Origin of the sequence: Caulobacter sp. 602-1, from assembly GCF_003931565.1 — a bacterium.
Lineage (GTDB): Bacteria > Pseudomonadota > Alphaproteobacteria > Caulobacterales > Caulobacteraceae > Caulobacter.
Genome location: NZ_RRYI01000003.1, coordinates 624465 through 650331 on the forward strand (window position 1 = coordinate 624465; position 25867 = coordinate 650331).

Consider the following 25867-nt stretch of genomic DNA (forward strand, 5'->3'; position numbering starts at 1 on the left):
GGCCGCGAGGCCTTACCAGCGCCGAGCAGGCTAACGAGCCTCGAAGGCCAGGTTGCGGCTGAAGAACGGCAGCACGTGATCCTGGAAGCGGGTCGGAACGTCGCTGGTATGGTCGCCGGGATAGATCTCGAAGCTGTTGGCCAGGCCGTAGCGATCCATCACCGCGTGAAGCTTGGCCGCGTCGTCCTTCAACCCGTCCCGGTCGCCGACATCGATGGCGATCGCCTTGTAGCGCTTCAGGGCGCCGACATATTGGTCGATGAAGGCCAGGGGCGCGTTGGCGGCCCACTTGGCCACCACGTCCGGCCGGGTCACGCCGTTCTCGACCGGCAGGTCCAGATAGAGCGGCGGCTTCTGCGGATTGGGCGACCAGGCCGCGGCCGTGGCCAGTTGGGCGCGCAACCCCCAGGGCAGCTTGGTCGCATCCTGCAACGTCTTGACCTCGGCCAGAGCGGCGGCCGCGCCAGGAGGGGCCTGGGCCGGGTCACGCGGCGACAGGCAGCAGGGGCTCATCATGTAGAGTGCGCCGAACACGTCGGCATGGCGCATGCCGATCCGGCTGGCGCCGTATCCGCCCATCGAGTGGCCCACCAGGCCGCGACTCTCGCGCCGGGCCAGGGTGCGATAGTGCTGGTCGACATAGGCGACCAGGTCCCGGGACACGAAGGTCTCGAAGTCGCCCGTGGTCTGGGAGCTGGAATACATCGAGCCGTTGTGCACGGTCTTGCTGTCGGGCAGCACGACGATCACCTCGCCCGCGCCCTTGGCGAAGGCCCCCGCGATCGTCTGGGACGCGTGGATCTCGCCGCTCCATTGCTCGGCGCCAATCGAATAGCCGTGCAGGGCGTAGACGACCGGGTAGCGCCGCTTGGGGTGGCTGGCATAGCCCGGCGGCAGGAACACCAGCACGTCACGGTCGGCGGTCTCGCCCTCGAGGTTGCCCTCGATCGCCGACGAATGGACCTTGATGCGCTGGAGCGTGACCGGCTTGGCGCCGGCGACGACCGGGGGCGCCTTGGTGGCCACCTGGGCCTCCGCCACGGGCGCGACCGAAAGCGCGAGCGCCACCGCGCAGGCCACCTTGATCCAGCCCAGGCGACGCCCGGCTTTGATGTTCGACCTCTTCATTCCAACCCTCCCTCTTCACTTTTGCGATCTTGCGTCGCGCGCTTTGTTAGCGTTACCATTTGTCGGTCTAAAATATTTCGACGTCAACCAGCGCCGTCTGGGCTGCAGGCCGTCCCGGGAAGTCGCCATCCAGCGCCATAACGAACATTTAAACGAGAAAATCGACGAGGACGGATGCCACGAAGATGGCGCTGCGCGTCGCGCTCATAAGTGAAAAAGACTGAGTAGTTAGGGAGAAGACAATGCGATACGGACTGATGCTGGGCGCGTGCCTGGCTGGGTCGATGGCGGTCGCCACCATGACCTGGGCGGCGACGCCGGTCACCGTGACCATCGACGGCGCCCAGCGCGCCGCGCCGATCACCAAGTACGAATACGGCATGTTCATCGAGCCGATCGGCGGGCTGGTGGCCCGCACGCTGTGGGCCGAGATGCTGGACGACCGCAAGTTCTACTACCCCGTCGTCGCGCCCGCTCTCGATCAACCTCCGCCGCTGAACGCCGAGGGCCGCCCCGGGGTGACCTATCGCAAGTGGCGCCCCATCGGCGCGGACGACGCGGTGACCATGGACGCCAAGGCGCCCTATGTCGGGAAGCAGAGTCCCATGATCCGCGTGAACGCGACGACGCCCAAGGGCCTGTCGCAGGCCGGCATCGGCCTGGCGAAGGGCAAGCGCTACGACGGCTACCTCCAGCTGGCCGGCGATCCGGGCGCCAGGATCGAAGTGACCCTGATCTGGGGCGATGGTCCTGAAGCACGCCAGACCGTGACCCTGCCCGCGCCGGGCGCGGACTGGAAGCGCGTCGACTTCAGCTTCACCCCGACGGCCGACGCCACCGACGCCCGCCTGGAGATCACCGGCCTGGGCTCGGGATCGTTCCGCGTTGGCGCGGTGTCCCTGATGCCTTCCGACAATATCCGGGGCTGGCGCGCCGACACCACCGCCATCGCGCGATCGCTCAATTCGGGCATGTGGCGGCTGCCCGGGGGCAACTTCCTGTCGGACTGGGATTGGCACAGCGCCATCGGACCGCGCGACAAGCGGCCGCCGATGTTCGATCATGCCTGGAGCGCCATGCAGCCCGACGACATCGGCATGGACGAGTGGATGGATCTGACCAGGATCATCGGCGTCGAACCCTATGTCACCGTCAACACCGGCCTGGGCGACGCCAATTCGGCCGCCGAGGAGGTCGAGTATCTCAATGGCCCGGCCACCAGCACCTGGGGCGCCCGGCGGGCCGCCAACGGCCACCCCGAGCCCTATGGCGTCAAGTTCTGGAACATCGGCAACGAGCCCTACGGCTGGTGGCAGATCGGCAAGACCTCGCTCGACTATTTCATGATCAAGCACAACGCCTTCGCCGAGGCGATGCGGGCGGTCGATCCGACCATCACCCTGATCGGCTCGGGCGCCATGCCCGATCAGATGCATCCGAAAGACACCAAGGAGAACGCCTCCCTGGAAAGCATCGCCCCCAAGTTCGGGACCGAGTGGGACTGGACCGGCGGCCTCCTGGCCAAGGCCTGGGGCAATTTCGACGGCATTTCCGAGCACTGGTACGACCGCCCCGAGGAACGGCCGAACGCGCCCAAGGACGCCGAACTGATCGAATATGTCCGCGCGCCTTCGAACCAGGTGCGGATGAAGGCCGAGGAGTGGAAGATCTACCAGAAGCGCTTCCCGGCGATGGAGGCCAAGAAGATCTTCCTGTCGATCGACGAGTACGCTTATTTCGGCGAGGTCAATCTCAAGTCGGCCCTCGCCTACGCCATGGTGCTGCAGGAGATGCTGCGCCACACCGACTTCCTGACCATGGGCGCCTTCACGACCGGCGCCTCGACCATGGACATCACACCTACCGACGCCAAGCTCAACACGACGGGCCTGATCTTCAAGCTCTATGGCGAGCGCTTCGGGACCGGCGTCACGCCGCTGGCCGTTCAAGGCCAGGTCCCGCAACCGGCGCCGCGCTATCCCGTCGGCTTCGCTCACCCCCAGGTGCGCGCCGGCAGCCCGACCTACCCCCTCGACGTGATCGCCGGCCTGACGCCGGACGGCAAGGCCCTGCGGGTCGGCGTCGTCAACGCCACCTTCGACAGCCAGACCGTGAAGCTCGATCTGAAAGCGCTCGCCGTCGGCGGGGCGGGTCGCAAGTGGGTGCTGAGCGGCCCGGACCTGAAGGCTCAGAACAAGGTCGGCGCACCGAATGGCGTCACCGTTACTGAGAGCTCGGCCACCAAGCCCGCCAAGGGCCTTTCGGTCTCGCCCACCTCGGTGACGATCTTCGAGTTCCCGATCGCCCGGCGCTGACGTCAGCGGGCGCCGGTCTTGGGGCCGGCGCCTAGCCGCCGCGGAGGGCGCGCATGACAAGGGCCCGGATGCGGCCATGGGCGCCCTTGTCGAGCAGGCCGTGGCGCTCGACCGGCAGATGGGCCAGCGGATGACCGTCGGGTCGGAAGACGTAGTGATCGAAGAACGCCCGCCACGCCGCGCGCTCGGCCGGCGGCCGCTCGGCGATCGCGGTCATGGCCAGCATCATTGTCAGGTAGGGCGCGTCGGGACCGACCGCGGCAGCGTCCCACCAGTAGTTGACCAGCATGTTGACGGGCTCCAGCGCCTCGACCTGGTGCCACCAGAGCTTCGGAAGAAACAGCGCGTCGCCGGGCTGGAGCTCGACCACCCAGGCGCGGGACGCGGCGGTCGCGAAGCGCGGATACCGCGGATCACCGTCCGGGGCGTTGGCCGCCATGGAGATGGGCTGGCCCGCCAGGGTGTGATCGATCGGCCCGACATAGAGATCGCCGACCGCGTCGGGCGGATAGAGGGTGAAGCGTCGTCGCCCCGCCACGACGCAGGCGATGTTGTCGTAGGTGTCGTAGTGGCAGGCCACGCGGCCGGCGTTGCCGAGCCAGACGCGCGGCCGGATCGCCGGCGCCAGCAGGTCGAGCCGGTTGTCCTCGTCGAAGCCCGGAACATAGTCGTCGACCGGGAGCGAGCCCATGTAGTGGGTGGCGAGGCGGGCGTCGGCGGCGGCCCGCCCCATGCGATCCAGCCCCTGGGCCAGGGTCATGGATACGCGATCGAAATTGAACCCTTCCGGCCCGTCGCCATAGTCGTAGCGCCCGGCGATGGCTGGCGCGCCGACGAAGGTCTCGCCCATGCGGTCCGTCGCGTAGCCGAGGAGATAGGCCGCCAAGGTCGGCCAGCCTTCGTTGGCGGCCCGCACGGCGGGCCAGGCGCGGCATAGCCCCGCGAGCACGACCGGCTCGCAGCCGGCGGCCAGTTCGGCGAAGGCCTCCGCTCCGCCTGGGGCAAGATCTCCAGGTTCGATCCGCCGGGGCCCCGAAGAGGAGGGCGGCTTCATGCGGCGAGCTTGTCGTTCCGCAGCTTGGCCAGGGCCGAAACCTGCCTGAGCGATCCGCTCATCGCGTAGATGAGTTGCAGATTCCCGCGCCGGAAAAGCCCCAGCGCGGCCGCGTCATCGAGCTCGCTCAAGGCGTCGAGGCTGACCGTATAGAGCCCGTTCAGCGAGAGGCGCCGGCCGTCATCGAAGGAGAGATCGATGTCGATCGGCTCGATGAGCTTCAGCGACAGCAGTCCCTGTATGAAGCCTTCACTCTCAGCGACGCCCGCCCGCAGTTGAGCCAGAACATGCTGCAGCCGGCGGGTGGCGGCGGTGGGCTCGCCCTGCGCGTCGAAAAGCGGCGCGCCCTGGCCGGCGGCGAACCTGGGATGATCAAGGTCGACGGCGATCGCGCCGCCGTCCGTCAGGAAGACCCCCTGGCGCTCGAGGTCCAGGGGCGTGAACGAGGCCCGGGTCGTTTCCCCGACGCCGACAAGACTCTCGCCGGGCTCGAAGCCAAACATGGCGCCCGCGTAGAATTGGCCCGTGTCCGCGTTCTTGGTCAGGAAGATGGGGCACACGGCCGCCGCCGCGACGAATTCCGACGGCACGATCTGGACGAAGTGCGGGCCAGCCGCTGGAAGCTGGCCAAGCCGCAAGCGGCCGTGATCCTGGGCGTTCAACAACTGCAGATCCATCGTCCCTCCCCGCCGCTCATGTTGATCCGAGCGGCCTTGGCGACCCTTAACGCGTCCAGCGACAGACGTCTAACGCGACGATAATTACACCGACAAATAGATATTGATACCGGTACCTTTTCGGACTACCGTTCGCCCATAAGCATAAAAATGCATGTGGGAGGATATGATGCGCTACCGACGCCATGCTTTGGCGAAGCTCCCTCATACCCAGTGAATTCGCGAGCTTACAACGCTCTCGGATAAGGCCGGCCACACGTGCCGGTAACAAGTCATCCCATGACACCTGGAGGGGGAAATGAAGCTATCCAACTTTTCTTATCAGAGTAAATCCGCGCGCGGATTGGGCGGCAAGCTCGCCCTGGTCGGCGCGTCGAGTCTGCTGGTCCTCAGCCTCTGCGGCGCCGCCAACGCGGCGGAAAACGCCGACGAGGTGATCGCGACCGCCTCGCCCATGGCCGCTCCAGCGGCGGAACCGGCCGCGGCGCCGCAGGCCTCCGATCAAAGCGTGGTCGAGGAAGTCATCGTCACGGGCCTGCGCGGCTCGCTGCAACGCAACCTCGACATCAAGCGCAGTTCGGCCGGCGTCGTCGACGCCATCTCGGCCGAGGACATCGGCAAGTTCCCCGACTCGAACGTGGCCGCCTCGCTGCAGCGCCTGCCGGGCGTATCGATCCAGCGCTCCGGCGCGCGCGGCGAGCCGCAAGGCATCACCGTCCGCGGCTTCGGCGGCGACTTCAACGAGACCCTGTACGACGGCCGCCGGATCTCGACGGCGACCGGCGGTCGCTCGGTCGATTTCAGCACCGTCGGCGCCGACTTCGTCGGCGGCCTGAGCGTCCTGAAGACTCCGGACGTGTCGCTGTCGAGCAGCTCGATCGGCGCCACGGTCAACGTCTCCTTCCCCAAGCCTTTCGATAAGCCGGGCCGCCGCATGGCCCTGACCGCATCGGGCTCAGTTCAGGACGACGCCGGCAAGTTCGTGCCCACGGTCGGCGCGCTGTTCAGCGACACCTTCGCCGACAACAAGTTCGGGGTGCTGGTCGACGCGATGTACACGCGACACGACACCCAGACCAACCGCGTCTATGTCAGCGGCTGGCCGGGCGGCTACTATGCGCCGTGCCAGCTGACGGCGGCCTGCACGCCCGCCCAGCTGTCCGCGGGCAAGACGGTCCTGGGCTGGTTCGAGCAACAGGCCGGCGCGACCCAGATCTACACCAAGGATGAACGCCTCGACGGCCGCATCGCCCTGCAATGGGCGCCGGTCGAGGGCGTGACGATCACCCTGGACGACAACTATTCGCGCCAGAGCATCCGCGCGGACAACTTCGGCTACGGCATCTGGTTCAACCAGGACGGCCTTCGGAACGTCAAGCTTGACGAGAACGGGACGACCGTCGACTTCACCCAGGCCGGCTCGCAGACCGACTTCACGGCCGGCACCGACCGTTCGGTCCTGAGGACGAACCAGACAGGCCTGAACCTACAGTGGGAAGTCTCCGAGAACCTGAAGTTCGAGGCCGATGGCAGCTACGCCAAGAGCTGGCTGAACCCGGGCGGCGAGATCACCAGCGACAACGCCGACGTCGGCTATGGCTTCGGCATCGGCCCGGCTCTGGGCATCAGCATCGGCGGCAGCAGCGACAACACGCTGCCAGTCCTGCACGGCTACGGCCCCAATGGCGACGGCAGTCGCTGGGCGGACACCTCGGTGATCGGCTCCCACGTGGTGGTGCGCCAGGCCCAGCAGAACACCGACGTCGTCAAGCAACTGCGCTTCGCCGGATCCTGGGAACAGGACGGCTTCAAGATCAAGGCCGGCGGCACCTATCTGGAAGACCACTACCAGTTCCAGCAAAGCAACACGTTCGTGAACAACTTCTGGCAGGCCTATCCCGGCTACGGTCCCGCCTCGGGTCCGAACGGCGGGGTCATGGTCCCGGCCAGCCTGTTCACCGAAAAGGTCAGCACCAAGAACTTCATCCCCGGCTTCGACGGCGCCCTGCCGCCCTACCTGCTGAAGTTCGACGCCCGGGAGTATCAGAAGTTCCTGACCGGTCTGGGCAACCCGCAAGCCAAGAACATCCCCGGCTTCAATTACGGCGGCAGCGGCGTCGGCACCCAGTTCACCGGCGCGTTCGACATGGCGCTCGACAACGGCAGCATCCGCGACATCACCGAGAAGACGTGGTCGCTGTTCGTGAAGGCCAATTTCGACATCGAGGTGGCCGGCATGCCGTTCCACTTCAACGCCGGCGTCCGTGAGGAAAACACCCACGTGACCTCGGCCGGCTTCGGTCAGGTCCCGACCGCGATCACGCGCAGCGCCGGGGATCCCACCCTGCTGACCGTGTCGCTGAGCGCGCCTCAGAGCGTGTCGACCAAGAGCAACTACTCGTACCTGTTGCCCAGCCTCGACATGAAGCTGGAGCTGACGGACAGCATCCACCTGCGTCTGGACGCCTCGCGCACCCTGACCCGCCCGGGCCTCAACCTGCTGACCCCCGTGGCCAGCGTGGGCACCGGCCAGCGCGTCGGCGCCCTGACGGCCAGTGGCGGCAGCCCCTCGCTGAAGCCCTATCTGGCCGACAACTTCGACGCCGCGGTCGAGTGGTACTACAAGCCCAACTCGTATGCGGCGGTGAACTTCTTCATCAAGGACGTCAGCAACTTCATCGTCGGCGGCACCCAGCGGCAGACGATCAACGGCGTGATCGACCCGACGACCGGCCAGCCGGCGATCTTCAGCGTCACCCAGCAGGTGAACGGACCGGAAGCCACCGTGCGCGGGGTCGAGCTGGCCTGGCAGCACGTGTTCGGCGACAGCGGCTTCGGCTTCAACGCCAACGCCACCTTCGTCGACACCAACAAGCCCTACGATCCCAAGGACATCTCCCAGAGCGGCTTCGCGATCACGGGCCTGGCCAATTCGGCCAACCTCGTGGCCTTCTATGACAAGAACGGTCTGGAGGCGCGCGTGGCGGTCAACTACCGCAAGGAGTATCTGCGCGCTTTCGGCCAGAACCAGAACACCGGCGCATTCGGCTCCGAGCCGACCTTCGAGAACCCGAACCTGCAGATCGACTTCAGCACCAGCTATGCGATCACCAAGCAGATCACCGGGTTCTTCGAGGCTCTTAACCTGACCAACGAAGTCCAGAGCACGCACGGGCGGTTCGACAACCAACTGCTCGACGTGTTCGCCTACGGTCGACGCTACACGGCCGGGGTCCGCTTCCGCTTCTAGTATTCCCCTCCCCTAGACTGGGAACGTCGAGCCGTCGTTCCCAGTCGCTTTTTCTTCGATAGGCCATGGTCCGTCCCGTCAAGAATATCGTCATCGTCGGCGGCGGGACCGCGGGCTGGCTCACCGCCGGGGTCATCGCAGCCAAGCATCGAGCGCGGCAGTCGACCGGCTTCACGGTCACCCTGGTGGAGTCCCCGACCACGCCGATCATCGGCGTCGGCGAGGGCACCTGGCCAACCCTGCGCACGACCCTGGCCAAGATCGGGGTGTCCGAAACCGACTTCTTCCGCGAGTGCGACGCCGCGTTCAAACAGGGCGCCAAGTTCGCGCGCTGGACCACGGGCGAGCCCGACGACGCCTATTATCACCCGCTGGTGCTGCCCCAGAGCTTCGGGCAGATCAACCTGGCCCCCCACTGGCTGGCCGGCGACGCGTCTGGCAGCTTCTGCGACGCCGTCTGTCCGCAGGGCCGCCTCTGCGACGAGGGCCTGGGGCCCAAGACCATCACCGCCCCGCCCTATCAAGGCGCGGCCAACTACGCCTACCACCTGGACGCGGGCAAGTTCGCGCCGTTCCTGCAACGCCACTGTTGCGACAAGCTGGGCGTCCGCCATGTCCTGGCCGACGTGCGCGGCGTGGCTCTCGCCGAGAACGGCGACATCCGCGCGGTCGTCACCGAACAGGCCGGCGAGATCGAGGGCGACCTCTTCGTGGACTGCACCGGCTTCAGGTCTCTGCTGCTGGGCGAAACGCTTGGCGTGAAGTTCCGCGACTGCGGCGACATCCTGTTCTGCGACACGGCGTTGGCCGTGCAGATCCCGTACGAACGTCCCGACAGCCCCATCGCCACCCACACCATCTCGACCGCTCAATCGGCGGGCTGGATCTGGGACATCGGCCTGCCGAGCCGGCGCGGGACCGGACACGTCTATTCCAGTCGCCATATCTCCGACGACGAGGCCGAGCGCGAGCTGCGGGCCTATCTCGGTCCGGCCGGCAAGGACCTGACGGTCCGCAAGATCGCCATCCGCTCGGGCCACCGCGAAACCTTCTGGAAGCGCAACTGCGTGGCCGTGGGCCTGGCGGCGGGCTTCCTGGAGCCGCTGGAAGCCTCGGCCATCGTGCTGATCGAACTGTCGGCCAAGCTCATCGCCGAGCAGATGCCCACCTGCCGCGAGGTGATGGACATCGTGGCCTCACGCTTCAACGCCACGACCCACTACCGCTGGGGCCGGATCATCGACTTCCTCAAGCTGCACTATGTGCTCAGCCAGAGGACCGACACCGCCTTCTGGCGCGACAACCGCGACCCGGCGACCATCCCCGAGCGCCTGTCGGACCTGCTGCTTCTGTGGCGTCACCAGCCGCCGTGGCTGCACGAGGAGTTCGACCGGGCCGACGAGGTGTTTCCCTCGGCCAGCTACCAGTATGTGCTCTACGGCATGGGCTTCCGCACCGAGGTCGAGGCCGCCGCGCTCGCCGACGAGGCGGCCCTGGCCCAACGCGCCCTGCGCGAGAACGCCCTGCAAAGCGAACGTCTGCTGTCCAGCCTGCCGAAACACCGCGACCTCATCCGCAAGATCGTCGAGCACGGCCTGCAGCCTGTATGACGCGCGATACATCGCTCTTCCATCGCGGTCGCGCGGCCGTCCTGTTGTCCGCTGTCCTGGCGAGCGGAGCGGCCCATGGCGCGCAGCTACCGCCGGCGCCCAACATCCCCGTCACGACGGCCACCGACCGTCCCAACTCGGAAAAGGCGTTCTCCTCGGTCGAGATCCACGAACGCCCCGCGCCCGTTCCCATCGTCTTCGAGGTCGCGCCGGGCGGCTCGGATAGCGCCGACGGCGCGCCCGGCCGCCCCTTCGCGACCCTGGCCCGCGCCCAGGCCGCGGTGCGGTCGGTCAACAAGACCCACTCGGTCACGGTGCGGCTCGCGGACGGGGTCTACCGCCTGACCAAGCCGCTGCGCTTCTCGGTCGAGGATGGCGGCCAGAACGGCTATGTGGTCCGCTGGGAAGCGGCGAAGGGCGCGCGGCCCATCCTCTCGGGCGGCCAGCCGATCCAAGGCTGGCGCCAGGCGGACGCCGCGCGCGACATCTGGGTGGCCGACATTCCTCGCGGCGCCGATCCGCGCCAGATCTGGGTCAACGACCGGCTGGCGCGCCGCGCGGCGGTCGAGGCCCCTCGCAAGGCCTTCGCCTTCCACGACTGGGGCATCCAGATCGTCGATCCGGCCTGGCGCTTCCTCGCCGACCTGCCCGATCAGACACGGCTCGAGGTGGAGAACACCGGCTTCTTCACCGACCGTCGCGCGAGGGTCGAGCGCATCCAGGGCGACCGCATCCTTCTGGCCCAGCCGGGCTGGCGCAACAACCTGATCGGCTACGACACCTTCGCCCGGCCGGTCTCGGGGGATCGCGCGCGCTTCTTCATCGGCAACGCCCTGGCCTTTGTCCGGGCTGGCGGCGACTGGTGGGCCGATCCCGCCCAAGGCAAGCTCTACTACAAGCCGCGCGACGGCGAGATCATGGCCTCGAGCCAGGTGGTCATGCCGCGCCTGGAAGCCCTGGTCTCGATCGCCGGCCGTCCTGGCCAGCCCGTGCGCGACCTGCAATTCGCGGGCGTCGGCTTCGCCCACACCAGCTGGCTTGGCCCCTCCAGCGCCGAGGGCTACGCCAGCCAGCAGAGCGGCGCCTTCCTGTCGGGCCAGGTCCCGAACTATCCCAGCGATCCGATCCGCGACTGCAGCTGGGGATGCTGGGCCTTCGAGGGGATGCGGAACCAATGGCGGCAGCAACCGGCGGCGGTTCAGGTCGCCGCGGCCGCGCGCGTCGTCTTCGAGGACGCCGAGTTCGCCCACCTTGGCCAGATCGCGCTCGGCATCGGCAATGACGCCGGCGCCAATCTGAGCGGGGCGGGCCTGGAGACACGCTCGGTCGAGGTCGTCCGCAGCCGCTTCCGCGACCTGGCCGGCGGCGCGATCATGGTCGGCGGCGTCTCGCCCGACGCGCACCACCCGGCGCGCCCGGAACAGGCCGTGCGCGACATCATCATTCGCGACAACACCATCCAGGGCGTCTCGCAGGTCTATCGGGAACAGGCCGCGATCCTGGTCACCTATGCGAGCGCCGCCGTGATCCTGCACAACGAGGTCTCGGACGCGCCCTATGACGGCATCGACGTGGGCTGGGGCTGGGGCGTCAACGACCCGGGCGGCAACACCGCCTACATGACCCTGGGACGCGGCTACTACGACCAGCCCGGCAACCGCGTCTACGACACGCCGACCACCCTGCGCGACACCGTGATCGTCGGCAATCGCGTCCATGGCGTGAAGCGGTGGTTTCCCGACGGCGGCGCCATCTATCACCTGTCGGCCGATCCCGGCGCCCTGATCGCGGAGAACCACGTCTACGACGTCCCCGGCGGCATCGGCGTCTATCTCGACGAAGGGTCGCGATACGTCACCGTGCGCGACAACGTCTTCGACGGGCTCGGCCTGTGGGTCAATCTGAACGCGCTGGACGGCGCCTATCCGCGCCGCACGGCGGCAGACAACGTCGCGCGCGGCAACTGGCATAGTGGCGGCAAGGCCAACGGATCCTGGTCCGACTACGCCAACAACCGCCTGATCGACAACGTCGCCGTCGAGGGACAGGCCTGGCCCGCGCCCGCCCGCGAGGTGATCGCACGCGCCGGTCCCCGCCCCGCCAAGCCCTGAACACAGCCTGGACGCCCATCATGAGGTCTTCTTCCATGCCCAAGTCATCCTGGCTTCAATGCGCCGCCAGCGCGGCGCTCTGCGCCAGCCTGGCCTTGAGCGCGCCCGCTCCCGCCCTCTCCGCGCCCGCCGCCCCGGCCAAGCCCGAAACGTCGGTCGCACGCGCCAAGGCCGACCGGCTGGCCGCCGAGCTGGTCGGCAGGATGACCACCGAAGAGAAGCTCGACCAGCTGCTCAATACCGCCCCGGCCATCCCCAGGCTTGGGATCCCGGCCTATAACTGGTGGACGGAGTCGCTGCACGGCGCGCTGGGGACCCTGCCGACCACCAACTTCCCCGAACCGATCGGCCTGGCCGCCAGCTTCGACACCGGCCTTGTCCAGGACGTCGCCGCCGCGATCAGCGCCGAGGTCCGCGATTTGCACATCCTGTCGCGGCAGACCGGCCGGATGGGACGCATCGGCACAGGCCTCGACACCTGGTCGCCGAACATCAACATCTTCCGCGATCCGCGCTGGGGCCGCGGCCAGGAAACCTATGGCGAGGACCCGTTCCTGACCGCGCGCATCGGCGTGGCCTTCGTGGAGGGCATCCAGGGCCCCGACCCCGACCTGCCGCGCGTCATCGCCACGCCCAAGCACTTCGCGGTCCATAGCGGGCCGGAGTCGACCCGACACGGCGCCAACGTCTTCGTCTCGCGCCACGATCTGGAAGACACCTATCTGCCCGCGTTCCGCGCCGCGATCACCGAAGGCCAGGCCGGATCGGTGATGTGCGCCTACAACCGCATCGACGGCCAGCCGGCCTGCGCGAGCGACCTGCTGCTGAAGGACCATCTACGCGGTGCGTGGAAGTTCGACGGCTACGTCGTTTCCGACTGCGACGCGGTCAAGGACATCGCCGACAATCACAAATATTCGCCCGACGCGGCCACCGCCGTCGCGGCGGCGATGCGGGCCGGCGTCGACAACGAGTGCAACGGCGCGACCCTGACCGACACCGCCGGTCTGGCCCGGCCTTACGCGGACGCGCTGAAGCGCGGATTGATCACCGAAGCCGATGTCGACCAGGCGCTGGTGCGGCTCTATTCGGCGCGCCTGCGGGTCGGCGACCTGCCCGGCGTGCGAGCGGTCGAAACCCGCCCGGCGCCGGTGACTTCGGTCATGACGCCCCAGCACGAGGCCCTGGCGCTGGCCGCCAGCGAGAAGAGCCTGGTGCTGCTGAAGAACGACGGCCTGCTGCCGCTGAAGCCCGGCCTGCGCATCGCGGTTATCGGCCCGCTGGCCGACGCCACCCGCGTCCTGCGCGGCAACTATTCCTCGGCCCTGTCGGCGCCGCCGATCTCGGTGCTGGACGGCCTGCGCCGCGCCATGCCGTCGGCCAGGATCGTCCACGCCCCGTTCGGCCCGTCCTTCACCGACGGTGATCGCGTGCCCAGCACGGCCCTGGTCGCGCCGGACGGCAAGCCCGGCCTGCTGGCCCGCTACTACAATACGGTCGAGCCGCCGCCGGCTCGCTTCGAGCCAGGGACCTTCGGCGATGCTGTGGCCAAGATGCGCTACGTCGACAAGCCGGTGGTCACCCGCGTCGAGCCGGACATCGCCTCGCGAAGCCTGGACCTGGCCGCCGTCTCCGACCACCACCGCGTGGTCTGGACAGGCTTCCTGGTTCCCCCGGAGAGCGGGACCTATCGCCTGGGCCTGACGGGCTTCAACGGTGAGCTCAAGCTCGACGGCAAACCTTTCGCCGACCTGCGAAAGGCCGGCTGGGCCAGCCTGCCGACGCTCAAGACCATCCGCCTGGAGAAGGGCCATCGCTATCCGATCGAGATCGTTTCGGAGTCCCACGCCCTGTCCGGCGTCAATCTCGTCTGGAAGCGCGTGACCGACGACCCGACCGCCGAGCTGAAGAAGGCGGCCGCCCAGGCCGACGTACTGGTCGCCGTGGTCGGCCTGACCTCCGACCTGGAGGCCGAGGAGTCGCCGGTCGAGGTGCCCGGCTTCAAGGGCGGCGACAAGACGACCCTGGACTTGCCGCCGGATCAGCAAAAGCTGCTGGAGCAGGCCAAGGCCCTGGGCAAGCCGCTGGTGGTGGTGACGATGAACGGCAGCCCGGTGAACCTGGCCTGGGCCAAGGACAACGCCTCGGCCATCGTCGAAGCCTGGTACCCGGGCCAGTCCGGTGGGCTGGCGGTCGCCAACGTTCTTTCCGGCAAGACCAATCCCTCGGGCCGTCTGCCGTTGACCTTTTACCGCTCGATCGACGACCTTCCGCCCTTCGGCGACTACGCCATGGCCGGCCGCACCTATCGCTACTTCACGGGCGAGCCGGTCTATCCATTTGGCTTTGGCCTCAGCTACACCCGCTACGACTATGCGCCGGTCACGGTCGAGCGCACCGACCAGAGCGTCCGCGTGACGACCACCGTGCGCAATGTCGGCGCGCGTGCGGGCGAGGAGGTCGCCCAGCTCTATCTGAACTTCCCCGACACCCCCGGCGCGCCGCGCGTCGCCCTGCGCGGCTTCCAGCGCGTGGCGCTCAAGCCCGGCGAGGCCCGGAAGGTGACCTTCACCCTGTCGCCCCGCGATCTCAGCTCGGTGACCCCGGAGGGCGATCGCCGCGTGGCGGCCGGAGCCTATCGCGTCAGCATCGGATCGGGCCAACCGGGCACGGGCGTTCCGAGCCAGTCGGCCCCGTTCACGATCGGCGCCGCCATGGCGCTGGCGAAATAGACCGGCCTAGGCGGATCAGGAGAAGAGCGTGAAAACCATCGCGACCATCACCGGGGCCCTCGCCCTCCTTTTCCCGTCGGTGGCCGGCGCCGCGCCCAGGCTCGACGGCGCGATCGGCGACCACGCCGTGCTGCAGAGGGGCAAGCCCATCATCGTCACAGGCCGGTCCACGCCCGGCGAAAAGGTCATGGTCAATCTGGCGGGGCGCTCGGCCACGGGACAGGCCGATCGCGAGGGCCGCTTTCGCGTCGCCCTGCCGCCGCTCGCCGCCGGCGGTCCCTACCAGATGCTGGTCGACGCGCCGAGCGGCCAGACCTTCGTCAACGACCTGCTGATCGGCGACGTCTTCCTCTGTTCGGGCCAGAGCAACATGGAGCTGTCGGCCGAGCAGTCGCAGAACAGCTTCCAGATCGGCGGCGCCGCCGATCCCCAGATGCGACTGATGACGGTGGGCAAGCAGCTGGCGGAAACGCCCAAGGAGCGCTTCGACGTCCCGCCGGCCTGGGCGGCGGCCACGCCCGGGACGATCGCCAAGTTCTCCGCCGTCTGCTTCTACGCGGGCCAGGACTTGCGTCGGACCATCAAGGCGCCGATCGGCCTGATCCATTCCAGCTGGGGCGGCTCGCGGATTTCCGCCTGGATGGCGCCCGAGGGCCTGCGCGCCGGCGGCCTGGACCTGGAAGCCAAGGCGCTAGCGCTCCACGCGCGCGACGCGGCGGCGGCCGAGGCCATGGTCGCGCGTCAGTGGGAGACCTGGTGGCGCGACCAATCCGGCCTTTCGGGCGCCGAGCAGCCCTGGCGCGCCGAGCATCCCGACTGGTCGCCCGTTCCCGCGATCAGCTTTTTCGGGCGCTGGGGCGCGCCCGAGATGGCCAAATATCTCGGCATGGTCTGGTTCGAGAAGACCGTGGACCTCACGCCCGCCCAGGCCGCGCAAGGCGCCGTCCTGTCACTCGGCCTGATCGACGACGCCGACCGCACCTGGGTCAATGGCAAGGCGGTCGGCGGATCCAGCATCGGCGCCCCACGCCGCTACCGACTGGCGCCGGGAACGCTGGTCGCCGGGCGCAACCGGATCACGGTCAACGATGACAACGTCTATGCCGACGGCGGCCTGGCGGGTCCCGCCGAGCTCATGCGCCTTCAGCTGGACGACGGGACGTCCATCCCCCTCGACGCCGGCTGGCGCTACGCCCTGGCGGGCCGCCCGAAGACCAACGCCCCCCGCGCGCCGTGGGACGACATCAACGGCGCGGGCGTCCTCTACAACGCGATGATCTCGCCGCTCAGTCCCGTCGGGCTGGCCGGGGCGCTCTGGTACCAGGGCGAGTCCGACACGGGACTTCCCGGCTATGAGCGCCGCCTCGCGGCGATGATGGCCGACTGGCGTCGCCAGTTCGAGGCCCCGACGCTGCCCTTCGCGATCATCCAGCTGTCGGCCTACGGCGCCGGCGCGAGCAGGCCCGTCGAGAGCGGCTGGGCCGGCGTGCGCGACGCCCAGAGACGCGCCGCGGAGACCGACGGCCACGCGGCCGTGGTCGTCACCCTGGACCTCGGCGACCCCTACGATATCCATCCTGGCGAGAAGCAGGAGGTCGGCCGTCGCGCGGCGGACGCGCTGCGGGTCCTCGCCTATGGAGAAGCCGTCGCCGCCGGCCCCCGGATCGCGACCAGCGCGCGCGCGCCCGAAGGCGGCGTCGTCCTGACATTCGTCGGCGCGGCCGGAGGCCTGGTCGCCCGCGGCGCGGACACCGCCATCGGCTTCGAGCTTTGCGGCGGGGACGGCGCCTGCCGCTACGCCCCCGGCCATGTCGCCGGCGACAAGGTCACGCTGAAGGGCGACGGCGGGACCATCGGGCGCGTGCGCTACGCCTGGGCGGACAGTCCGACGGTGAACCTGTTCGACCAGGCCGGCCGCCCCGTCGGTTCGTTCGAGATCAAGGTTCCCTAGTCCCGGCAAGGCGGGTGACGACGGCGGACAAGTTGGCTAGATTTATGTGACCGGTAACATTGAACATGGACCAACGACCCGGGAGCATGGGGTAAGGACGAGATGGATAGCCGTCGGGATCATCCGCTCAGGGTGGCGCTGAGCGAACTGATGCACCTGCGCGCCCTGCCGCTGGAGCAAGCGCCAGTCAGGCTGCGCCAGTGGGTGTTCCTGGTCGACGCCGACCAGCGGGCGTCCGAGGCGGCCTTCGTGGCCTTGTTCGCCCCAGGCCAGAACGCCGCCGGCGGCAGGATTCTGGTGACCAGCCCGGCCGGCGGCTGGCTGTGGGAGCGGCATCAGGAATTTTCGACCTGGACCCGGTTCACCTACGGCCCGCTGGGCCCGGAGCTTGGCTTCGAGACCAACGTCGGCGAGGACTGCTTCTGGCTGGACGGCGCGCCGGGTCAGGTGTTCAGGGGCGTCGAGATCTCTGTCTCCGCACCGGGCGCCGAGCCGCCGGCCGAGGCGATCCTGAACCGGCATATCGACCTGGCCCATTGCGTTTCGTGCGAGGTCTTCGACGGCGCCGCGCGGATCTGGACGGACTTTCGCCTGCGCGAAGGCGGCACGGGGCGCATCCACGTCCACAACATCGCCCTGGCCAATGACGAGGTCTCGCGGCTGGTCCAGACGCTCCTGGAGATCGGCAACTATCGCAAGCTAGCGCTGATCGGCTTTCCACCCGCCCGGGAGCTTCTGGCCTGGCTGGACGGCGCCGAAGCCCGACTTTCGGCGATCGCCAGCGGCCTGGCGAACGGCGAAGACAGCCAGGCGGTGCTGGACAGCCTCCTCGCACTCTCGGCCGAGGTGGAGCTGCGCGCGGCTGACAGCCGTTTTCGGCGCGGCGCCACGGAGTCGTACCACCGCCTGACGCTCGACAGGCTGGAGGCGCTTCGCGAGCGCCATGTTCCCGGCTATTCGACCATGAGCGAGTTCATCGCGCGGCGCCTGCAACCGGCCATGCGCACCCGCGAGGCGGCCGACCGGCGACTGGACGACCTTTCCGTGCGCGTCGCGCGCTGTGGCGATCTCCTGCAGGCCCGGCTGGGCATCGTGCTGGACCGCCAGAACCAGGAAACCCTGCGCGGCATGGGCGCCAGCCTCGAATTGCAAGCCAAGCTGCAGGGGCTGGTCGAGGGACTGTCGATCTTCGCGGTCGGCTACTACGTGCTGGGCCTGCTCGGCTATCTCCTGAAGCCGTGGCTGCATGGCTGGCCGGGCGCGAGCGAACAGGTTCTCTCGGCTCTGGTTCCCCTGGTGCTGCTCGCCGTCGCCGCCAGCCTGCACCGGCGCAAGAAGCGGCTGATCGATCGGGGCGGCGGATGACGCGCCCGAACGGAGCGCCGCCAGAGCACTCCTGACGACGCCCAGTCTCCACGTCCTCGGAAAATGCTCTAGCGGGCCGGGACCGAAACCCCGGCCTCGGTCTGCACGACCGGCTGCATCGCGCCGTCGGCATTGTAGCGAAGGCGTTCGACGGTCACGGCGCGGCGACCGATCGCCCCGCTCTGGTCGCCGACCGCGAGGGTCGCGTTGTGCAGGAAGATATACCACTCGCCCTTGAAACGGACGATGCCGGGATGGATCGTGAAGCTGTACTTGCCCGAGCCGGTCAGGAGGCCCCGAGGGGTCCAGGGACCGGTGATGGCGGGCGCGGTGGCGTAGGACACATGCTCGTCGCGCTGGGTGCTTCGGTCGAGCGAGGCATAGGTCAGGTAGTAGGTCCCGTCGCGCTTGTGCAGCCACGGGCCTTCCTCGAAATGCGGCGGCGTGATCTCGGTGATCGGACCGTCGATCTCGATCATGTTGGGTTTGAGCTTGGCGATGTAGCAGGAGCGATTGCCCCAGGCGATCCAGGTGGTTCCATCATCGTCGGTGAACACCGTCGGATCGATGTCCTCCCAGCTGTGCGGCCCCTTCGGGGTCATCTCGTTGGTGATCAGCGCCGACCCGCGCGCATCGACGAACGGGCCGGTGGGCGAGTCGGAGACCGCCACGCCGATCGCCTTGCCCGGGTGCGTGTTGTCATGCTCGACGGCGGCGTAGAAATAGAACTTGCCGTTCTTCTCGATCGCCTGCGAGGCCCAGGCGTCCTTCTTGGCCCACTTGAAGTCCGTGGCCTTCATGATCGGTGGGTAGGCCGTCCACGTCTTCATGTCCGTGGTCGAGTAGACCAGCCACTCGCGCATGTTGAACATCTCGTCGCGCTGGGCTTCGTCGTGGCCCACGTAGAGAAAGAGGCGATCTCCGACAACCAGGGGCGCGGGATCGGCGGTGAACCGGTCCCGGAAGATGGGGTTCGAGCCTGGCGCCGGCGCCTTTTCATCGCCGGCCGCGCCTGGCGTCGCCATGCCCAGGGCCGCCATCAACGCGAGCGCCGCAATTTTCGAAACCATCCGACCGCCTCCCCAACGCCTAATATTTCTCTGATAAACATGCCGCCCAGGCGCGGCGCGAACCGTCATCGCCTGGGTTTCCCGCCGGGTTAATCAGCGCTCGAGAAGCGCGGCCTCGCCCCAGGTCACCGGCAAGCGCTGATTGGCGCCGCGAGGGCCGCGCGCCACCAGTTCGATCAACTTCACGCCGGCGACCGGGGCCGAGATCGGCTGAGCCGCCATGCCCCATTTGACCGGCTTGCTGGTCGCCAGCAGCTTGCCATCCCCGTAGACGGCGAAGGTCACGGCGCCGGCCTTGTCGCTGGCGCTGTCATCGACACCAACCATCGCGGTGAAGCGCTTGGCCCCGGCGTTACGCACCTCGAGCCGCGAGTTGGCGAGGATCCCGATCCCCGCCGCGAACGGCTTCCCGGCGACATGCAGCACCTGGCCGTAGGGCGCGCTGTCGGCCCGCGCGCCGCCCCAGCCGGCATAGGACGGCCGGTCGCCCGCGCCGCTCGTGCCGCCCCAGCCCGCCGCGGTGCGGAAGATGGAGGGATCGGGCGTGGGTTCCAGAACGCCGTCGACCGCCGGGTTCACGCTGCCCGGCTGTTCCGACAGGTAGTAGCCTCCTTGCAACGCGCGCGCGCCGTGGGCGCGGAAGATCAGGGTCTGGCGCGGCTTGACATGCAGCTTGGCGCGCTTGGTGAAGCTCGTCCGCTGCTGGCTCCACAGGTCGGTCAGCTCGATCGGCGCGTCGTCGCGGAACTTCAGGTGGGCGGCGCTCAGGTCGACGTCATAGTCGACCGAGCCCCGGTTGAAGATCGCCACGGCCTTGTCGCCCGAGGCCAGGGTCTTGACGAGGATCTGCAGGTCGCTGGAGTCGTGCGCCAGCGTCGCCTGGTTGCCGGCGGGATCCTGGTTCAGCGCGATGATGTCGGCGTTGCCGAAGATGTCGAGCAGCGCCTTGGGCGTCTTACGCAGGTCGGTCCCGATCAACAGCGGCGCATTGAGCATCGCCCAAAGCGCGAAGTGCGAGCGGGCTTCGGTCAAGTGGTCCGCGTCGAAGTCACCGGCCCCGATGTGCAGCATGTCCGGGTCGTTCCAGGACCCGGGGTGCGCGTAGAGCGACCGCGTCACGGTCGTATCGTAGTTGACCAGCAACCGCCCCCAGGCCGGCGAGATATCGTCGCTGGTGCGCGAGATGCCGCCATAGTCCTTGCCCCAGGCGCGGACGTTGGCCGCCCCCCAGACGCAGAGCGACAGCAGATAGTCGCCATCCGGGTTTTCCCGAGCCAGCGCGACATTGATCTGGCGGAACATAGCCTGGATCGTCGGGATGTCGGTTCGCGTCACCGCTCCGGAGTCCAGGAATGGTCCCAGCGCCCGGAACTTGCCCGAACGCACCCGCTCGCTTTGCGGGCCGTAGTCGCGCAGGCCGCAGCCATCGACCTTGATGAAGTCGAAGCCCCAATCCTTGAAATAAAGCGCGATGTCCTGGTCGATGCGGCCGTAGATGCCGACCTCGCGCTCCAGGACCGTGCCCTTGGGCAGGTCGTCATCGGTCGGGGAATAGGCTTCGGAGCAGGTGTTGCGACCCAGGTCGGAATAGATGCCGGCCTTCAGCCCCATGGCGTGAAGTTTGTCGGTGAACGGCTTGAAGCTGGGGGCGTCGCCGCCGGTGCGCGCCGACGGGAATTTGTCGTCGCGGATGATCATCCGCCCGTCGGGCATCCGCCGCCTTAGCGCCCAGCCATCGTCGATGTTGATGTAGCGATAGCCCTTGGCCGCCAGGCCGCTGTCGACGATCTGCTTCGCCGAGCCGAGGATCTTGTCCTCGTCGATGTCGGTGGCGAAGGCGTTCCAGGTGCTCCACCCCATGGGCGGCGTGGCCGCGCGGCCGGCGGTATAGGCCGTCCAGCGTCCGGTCGGCGCCAACGGATCGTTCTGCGCCGCGGCGACGGACGGCCCAAGAAGCGCGGCGATCACCCCCGCGGTCAGCAGCTTCCTCATCGTTTCCCGCGCCGTTTTTTATCGGTTGCTGAACGGCTCGGCTGTCGCAGCCCAAACGCTCACTGTGAGCGCGATGTTTACTCCGACAAAACCTGCCGTCAACATACGCTCCATCGCCCGTCTGGCCGGCCAAGCGTTCCCCATGCCTGGCGCTTCACCTCGCACCCAAGACGCCAGGGCTTTCTGGCGACGTGAACGCCGCCCCGCGATAGACGCCAATAACACCGACAAAATGGATTGTCGCAGAGGCGCGCCTGGGCCTAAATCCCTCCCACGGGCGGGCTTTCCCCTCGGTAGGGCCCGCGCGATACGCAACGGCCGGAAGACCCTACCCAGATCGGCGACGTCAAGATCACCGCTGGGCGATACATAAAAAATTGTTACCGGTAACAAGGGAGGAATTGGAATGCCAAGGATCGTCGCCGCCCCGCTGTCCCTAGCCGCGTGTTCGATGTTCGCGATCGCGACCGCCCACGCCCAAACGCCGCGGCTGAGCCCGGACCAGACGCTCGAGGCCCCGGGCCTCAGCGTGATCGTCGAGCAAAATCACTTCAGCCCGATCTTCTTCGACGAGAAGAACGCCGGCATCCAGATCGTCCTGCACGGCGAGCGGATCGCCACCGACGGCGAGGTCCGACTCAATCCGACGCCCGAACAATGGGACCCGGTGCCGATCTTCGGCGAACGCACGCCCGGCGAGACGCCGGGTCAGCTGGTCGTGAGATCGAGCTATCCGAAGGAAAAACTGAACTATCGCGTGAAGGTGACCCCCGAGGACGGCGGTTTCCGCATCGCGGTGGATCTCGACGCCCCGCTGCCGCCGGAACTCGTCGGCAAGGCCGGCTTCAATCTCGATTTCCTGCCGACCGCCTATTTCGGCAAGACCTATCTGATGGGCGACCGGCCAGGACTGTTTCCGCGCAATCCCAACGGCCCCATGGCGACCGACGGCTCGGGCGATCCCCAGCCGATGGCCTCCGGCGCCCGCAGCGTGACCCTTTCGCCGGAAGACCCCAAGACCCGGGTCACGATCACCGCCAACGCGCCGCTCGCCCTCTATGACGCGCGCAATCGGGCGCAGAACGGCTGGTTCGTCGTGCGGTCCATGATCGCCGCCGGAGCCAAGGAAGACGCCGTCGTCTGGCATGTGCGACCCAATGTCATCCCGGGCTGGACACGGGCGCCCGTCGTCTCCTTCAACCAGGCCGGCTACACCCCGCAACGCGGCAAGGTCGCGCTGATCGAGCTGGATCCGAACTTCAAGGCGCCGGCCGAGGCCACGCTGGTCAAGCTGACCGACAGCGGCGAGAAGGCCGTGTTCAGCGCGCCGGTTCAGCCGCGCGGCAAGTTCCTGCGCTACAACTACGCCGCGTTCGACTTCTCCAGCGTGCGCGAGCCCGGCGTCTACGCGATCTCCTACGCCGGGCAGACGACCAACCCCTTTCCGATCGCCGCCGACGCCTATTCGCGGATCTGGCAGCCTTCGCTCGACACCTATCTTCCCGTCCAGATGGACCACATGACCGTGCGGGAACAGTACCGGGTGTGGCAGCGCGCCTCGCACCTCGACGACGCCGTTCAGGCTCCACCCAATCACGTCCACTTCGACGGCTATCGCATGGGGCCGAACCTCGACTCTCCCTTCAAGCCGGGCGAGCACATCCCGGGCCTGGCGGTCGGCGGCTTCCAGGACGCCGGCGACTACGACATCCAGACTCCGCAGAACGCGCAGGTGGTGCGTGATCTCGTCTGGACGCGCGAGCTCTTCGGGCTCGACTGGGACGAAACCAGCGTCGACGAGAAGGCGCGCGAGGTGGAAATCCGCAAGCCGGACGGCGCGCCCGACGCGCTCCAGCAGGTCCGCCACGGCGTCGTGCAGCTGCTCGCGCAGTACAAGGTCTTCGGCCATTCGATCGTCGGCATCATCGACCCGAAGCTGCGCCAGTACGCGCACCTCGGCGACGCCGCCTCCCAGACCGACAGCAAGCTCTACGACGCCGCGCTGGGGCCGAACGAGGTCCGGGGCGACCACTCGGGCGTCCCCGACGATCGCTGGGCGTTCACCACCGCCTATCCGGCCAACGACCTGATGGTGGCCGGAAGCCTGGCCGCGGCCAGCCGCGCGCTCAAGGACTTCGATCCGGCGATGTCGGCCGAAGCCCTGTCCGCCGCCAAGGCGCTGTGGACCAAGCGTGAGGGCGAGGCCGCCAACGGCAGCGACGGTCGTGACGACAGCGGAAACATGTCCAGGTTCCTCGACCTGGCCAAGGTCGCCGCGACGGTGGAGCTGATCCTCACCACCAAGGGCGACGCGGTCTATACGGCGCGGCTGCGCGCCCTGACGCCGGCGATCGAGGCGAACTTCGATCGCGTCAGCGGCGTGGCCGTGCGCGCCCTTCCCTATATGGATGCGAACTACAAGGCGCGGATCAGGACCCTGGTGAGCGCCGCCAAGTCGCGGGCCGACACCGGACTGGCGGGCAACCCCTTCGGCGTCCCGGTCGGCATGGGCTCATGGGCGGGGTCCGGCGAAGTCGCCGGCTTCGGGATCAACATGTACCTTATGCACAAGGCGTTCCCGGACCTGATCGGACCGGAATACACCCTGCACGCCCTGGACTACATGCTCGGCCGCCACCCCGCGAACAACCTGTCCCTGGTCTCGACCGTCGGGACCCGTTCGAAGCTGAACGGCTACGGGCATAACCGCGCGGACTACGGCTTCATCCCTGGCGGGATGGCGCCGGGCGTGCTGGTCATCAAGCCGGACTTCCCCGAAATGATGACCGAATGGCCGTTCCTGTGGTTCGAGAGCGAATACACGGTGAGCTCAACCACCGCCTATATCCTCGCGGCCAAGGCGGCGATCGCGGCCACCGAGGACTCTCGCTAGAAGTCAGACCCAGGTCGCCACGGAGAAGGCTCCGTGGCGACCTTCGATGTCGGGCTGCTACGATTTTGGAACCGCGACTTCCTGCGGAAACCGCGTGACGCCCGCCGAGCTCAGGCTTCGGAGAAGTCTCCCGCCTCGTTCAATACGGCCTCCAAAGCCTGCAACAGCCTCGAACGGGCCTCTTCGCTGGGGGCTTCTTGGATCCTGGCGTTGAGCCGGGCGAACAGGTCCGCGCGCTGGTTGTGCCAGTCCAGGGCCGCGGCTTTTCCGGGCTGAAGTCGCGGCGGGCCGCCGGGGACCTGATGCGCCTCGGACCGGGTCAGTTCGAAGGTCTCATCGAGAACGGGGATGGCGATGCGCGCGGCCGGAAAGCCCGCCTGCTCCAGGCGTTCGGCCAGACCGGTCAGAGCGCCCGGCTCTCCGTGCGCCAGGAACACCTGCCCCTTGATCGGCTGACGCTCCAAAGCCCAGCGCACCAGGCCCTTGGCGTCGGCATGGGCCGAATAGACGTCCAGCACCCGGATCCGCGCCTTGACCTGAAAATCGTCGCCCTGGATCCGCACCAGCTTCTTGCCGTCGACCAGCAGGCGGCCAAGCGTGCCCGCCGCCTGGAAGCCCGTGATCAGCACGGTCACCTCGGATCGCCACAGCAGGCGCTTGAGATGTCGGCGGATGCGACCGGCGTCGCACATGCCGCTGCCCGCCAGGATGATGTGCCAGTCGCGCACCTTCTCCAGCTGATCGCTTTCCTCGGGCTTCATCAGATAGTGCAGGTTGGGGGCGTGGCGAAGCGGACTGAACGGATTGGCCTCGGTGTCCCGGTTCCACCCGCGCTCGAGGAAGACGTCGGTGGCCTCGATGGCCAGGGGCGAATCCAGGAAGATCTCGCCCTGCGGCGCCTCGCCCGATTCCATCACCGCCAGCAGATCCAGCAGCAGCTCCTGGGCGCGCCCAACCGCGAAGGTCGGCATCAGCAAGGGTCCGCCGGCGGCGTGGGCCTGACGCAGTTCCTCGGCCAGCAGCCGGCGCCGTTCGGCGGTGTCGGCCAGATCCCGCTCGCGGTCGCCGTAGGTCGACTCCAGCACCAGGTGATCGACGCCCGTCGGTCCGGTCGGCTCGGGGAGGTAGGCCTGACCTCCGGCGCCCAGGTCGCCGGAGAACAGGATCCGTTCGGCGTCTTCGTCGGGCCCGACGATCACCTCGATCGAGGTGGCGCCCAGCATGTGCCCCGCGTTCCAGAAGCGGGCCCTCACGCCGGGGACGATCTCTACGATCTCGTCGAGCTTGACCTTCTCGAACAGCTCGATCGTCCGGGCCGCGTCCTTGGCCGTATAGACCGGCTCGACCAGCGGGCGACCGCGCCGCTGGTTGCGTCGATTGAGGTGGAAGACCTCGCTTTCCTGGATCTCCCCGGCGTCGGCCAGCATCACCTCGCACAGGGCGCGGGTCGGGGCGGTTGCGTAGATGGGACCCTTGTAGCCCGCGCGCATCAGCTTCGGCAGCATGCCCGAATGGTCGATATGGGCGTGGGTCAGCAGGACCGCGTCGATGGCGTCCACCTCGAAGGGAAACGGATCGTAGTTGAGGGCCTTGAGGGTCTTGGAGCCCTGGAACATGCCGCAGTCGATCAGGAGGGTGAAACCTTCGCCGCTGAGGCGGGCGCAGAAGCCCGTCACGCATTCGGCGGCGCCGTGAAAGGTCAGGCTCAAGCTCATGGGA

The 25867-nt window shown here is 68.0% G+C and carries 14 protein-coding genes; 8 read left to right on the forward strand and 6 right to left on the reverse strand.

The features are described from left to right. Positions 1-30 precede the first annotated feature (30 nt). Positions 31-1128 carry an alpha/beta hydrolase family protein gene (locus EIK80_RS11830; RefSeq protein WP_125157177.1) on the reverse strand — a complete coding sequence of 366 codons (1098 nt, stop codon included), beginning with the start codon at positions 1126-1128 and terminating at the stop codon, positions 31-33. A gap of 242 nt (positions 1129-1370) precedes the next feature. Here EIK80_RS11830 and EIK80_RS11835 point away from each other — a divergent pair, with 242 nt between their 5' ends. Next, a complete protein-coding gene (locus tag EIK80_RS11835; RefSeq protein WP_125157178.1) occupies positions 1371-3443 on the forward strand; it encodes an alpha-L-arabinofuranosidase C-terminal domain-containing protein in 2073 nt (690 codons plus the stop codon). A 31-nt stretch (positions 3444-3474) separates the two neighbouring features. Here the strand turns inward: EIK80_RS11835 and EIK80_RS11840 are convergent, their stop codons facing one another. Continuing rightward, positions 3475-4497 carry a cupin-like domain-containing protein gene (locus EIK80_RS11840; RefSeq protein ID WP_125157179.1) on the reverse strand — a complete coding sequence of 341 codons (1023 nt, stop codon included), beginning with the start codon at positions 4495-4497 and terminating at the stop codon, positions 3475-3477. After that, positions 4494-5174: a SapC family protein gene (locus EIK80_RS11845; protein WP_125157180.1), complete on the reverse strand. Its 681-nt coding sequence runs from the start codon at positions 5172-5174 to the stop codon at positions 4494-4496. Before EIK80_RS11845 ends, EIK80_RS11840 begins: the two co-directional genes overlap by 4 nt. A gap of 298 nt (positions 5175-5472) precedes the next feature. Here EIK80_RS11845 and EIK80_RS11850 point away from each other — a divergent pair, with 298 nt between their 5' ends. The 6 genes from EIK80_RS11850 (at position 5473) to EIK80_RS11875 (ending at position 18193) form a co-directional block, all read left to right on the forward strand. After that, positions 5473-8424 carry a TonB-dependent receptor gene (locus EIK80_RS11850; RefSeq protein WP_125157181.1) on the forward strand — a complete coding sequence of 984 codons (2952 nt, stop codon included), beginning with the start codon at positions 5473-5475 and terminating at the stop codon, positions 8422-8424. A gap of 65 nt (positions 8425-8489) precedes the next feature. Continuing rightward, complete coding sequence (locus tag EIK80_RS11855; protein WP_125157182.1) at positions 8490-10034, forward strand: tryptophan halogenase family protein; 1545 nt, start codon at positions 8490-8492, stop codon at positions 10032-10034. 44 nt (positions 10035-10078) lie between these two features. Beyond that, positions 10079-12145, forward strand: coding sequence for a right-handed parallel beta-helix repeat-containing protein (locus EIK80_RS11860; protein WP_233586562.1), 2067 nt, complete (start codon positions 10079-10081; stop codon positions 12143-12145). Between the two features lie 35 nt (positions 12146-12180). Then, entirely contained in the window at positions 12181-14877 is a 2697-nt protein-coding gene (locus EIK80_RS11865) for a glycoside hydrolase family 3 C-terminal domain-containing protein (protein WP_125157184.1), read from the forward strand. 28 nt (positions 14878-14905) lie between these two features. Then, positions 14906-16828, forward strand: a complete 1923-nt coding sequence (locus EIK80_RS11870) for a sialate O-acetylesterase (RefSeq protein WP_199743451.1) — start codon at positions 14906-14908, stop codon at positions 16826-16828. Between the two features lie 102 nt (positions 16829-16930). Beyond that, positions 16931-18193, forward strand: coding sequence for a DUF3422 domain-containing protein (locus EIK80_RS11875; protein ID WP_125157185.1), 1263 nt, complete (start codon positions 16931-16933; stop codon positions 18191-18193). A gap of 68 nt (positions 18194-18261) precedes the next feature. Here EIK80_RS11875 and EIK80_RS11880 read toward each other — a convergent pair whose 3' ends face one another. Next, a complete protein-coding gene (locus tag EIK80_RS11880; protein ID WP_125157186.1) occupies positions 18262-19263 on the reverse strand; it encodes a glycoside hydrolase family 43 protein in 1002 nt (333 codons plus the stop codon). Between the two features lie 93 nt (positions 19264-19356). Continuing rightward, positions 19357-21255 carry an NPCBM/NEW2 domain-containing protein gene (locus EIK80_RS11885; RefSeq protein ID WP_125157187.1) on the reverse strand — a complete coding sequence of 633 codons (1899 nt, stop codon included), beginning with the start codon at positions 21253-21255 and terminating at the stop codon, positions 19357-19359. 406 nt (positions 21256-21661) lie between these two features. On the opposite strand from EIK80_RS11885, the gene EIK80_RS11890 reads away from it, so the two are divergent. Further along, the gene (locus tag EIK80_RS11890) at positions 21662-24148 is read left to right on the forward strand and encodes a glycoside hydrolase family 9 protein (protein WP_125157188.1); all 2487 of its coding nucleotides are present in this window, start codon (positions 21662-21664) and stop codon (positions 24146-24148) included. Positions 24149-24258: 110 nt separating this feature from the next. On the opposite strand, the gene EIK80_RS11895 is transcribed toward EIK80_RS11890, so the two are convergent. Further along, the gene (locus EIK80_RS11895) at positions 24259-25863 is read right to left on the reverse strand and encodes an MBL fold metallo-hydrolase (protein WP_125157189.1); all 1605 of its coding nucleotides are present in this window, start codon (positions 25861-25863) and stop codon (positions 24259-24261) included. Positions 25864-25867: the final 4 nt, after the last annotated feature.

What these genes read in the sequence shown, in the direction of transcription:
- EIK80_RS11830 (WP_125157177.1), bottom strand. Translation starts at nt 1,128, where the DNA reads ATGAAGAGGTCGAACATCAAAGCCGGGCGTCGCCTGGGCTGGATCAAG.
- EIK80_RS11880 (WP_125157186.1), bottom strand. Translation starts at nt 19,263, where the DNA reads ATGGTTTCGAAAATTGCGGCGCTCGCGTTGATGGCGGCCCTGGGCATG.
- EIK80_RS11895 (WP_125157189.1), bottom strand. Translation starts at nt 25,863, where the DNA reads ATGAGCTTGAGCCTGACCTTTCACGGCGCCGCCGAATGCGTGACGGGC.
- EIK80_RS11865 (WP_125157184.1), top strand. Translation starts at nt 12,181, where the DNA reads ATGCCCAAGTCATCCTGGCTTCAATGCGCCGCCAGCGCGGCGCTCTGC.
- EIK80_RS11840 (WP_125157179.1), bottom strand. Translation starts at nt 4,497, where the DNA reads ATGAAGCCGCCCTCCTCTTCGGGGCCCCGGCGGATCGAACCTGGAGAT.
- EIK80_RS11850 (WP_125157181.1), top strand. Translation starts at nt 5,473, where the DNA reads ATGAAGCTATCCAACTTTTCTTATCAGAGTAAATCCGCGCGCGGATTG.
- EIK80_RS11855 (WP_125157182.1), top strand. Translation starts at nt 8,490, where the DNA reads ATGGTCCGTCCCGTCAAGAATATCGTCATCGTCGGCGGCGGGACCGCG.
- EIK80_RS11845 (WP_125157180.1), bottom strand. Translation starts at nt 5,174, where the DNA reads ATGGATCTGCAGTTGTTGAACGCCCAGGATCACGGCCGCTTGCGGCTT.
- EIK80_RS11890 (WP_125157188.1), top strand. Translation starts at nt 21,662, where the DNA reads ATGCCAAGGATCGTCGCCGCCCCGCTGTCCCTAGCCGCGTGTTCGATG.
- EIK80_RS11835 (WP_125157178.1), top strand. Translation starts at nt 1,371, where the DNA reads ATGCGATACGGACTGATGCTGGGCGCGTGCCTGGCTGGGTCGATGGCG.
- EIK80_RS11885 (WP_125157187.1), bottom strand. Translation starts at nt 21,255, where the DNA reads ATGAGGAAGCTGCTGACCGCGGGGGTGATCGCCGCGCTTCTTGGGCCG.
- EIK80_RS11875 (WP_125157185.1), top strand. Translation starts at nt 16,931, where the DNA reads ATGGATAGCCGTCGGGATCATCCGCTCAGGGTGGCGCTGAGCGAACTG.